Annotated in this window: 1 protein-coding gene; it reads right to left on the bottom strand. The window is 42.6% G+C overall.

Annotation, left to right across the window (positions count from 1 at the left end; all coding sequences use genetic code 11):
- The coding region (locus CP368_RS10335; protein ID WP_199161348.1) for a transposase at positions 1–223 on the bottom strand (223 nt) is incomplete at both ends.

Genomic DNA, 223 nt, shown 5'->3' with positions numbered 1-223 from the left:
GTTTTCATGCCAACAACACCATCAGAAAGAAAGAGTTCAACTTGCTTCAAGCCTCGGGACTTCATGTTTTGAAGCATCTCTGTCCAGACTTCAATGTTCTCACTAGGAGCAATGCAGTAGTCAATGACTTCTTTATGTCCATTAGGTTTAATGCCAATGGCAATATAGACTGCTTCACGCTCAAACGTTTCTCGGCGCAAAGGAAGGTATGTCGCATCCAAAT

Origin of the sequence: Lactobacillus sp. UMNPBX17, from assembly GCF_002553735.1 — a bacterium.
Taxonomy (GTDB): Bacteria; Bacillota; Bacilli; order Lactobacillales; family Lactobacillaceae; genus Lactobacillus; species Lactobacillus gallinarum.
Note: the sequence above shows the minus strand (reverse complement) of the source record. Positions and strands in the feature narration are given on the sequence as shown.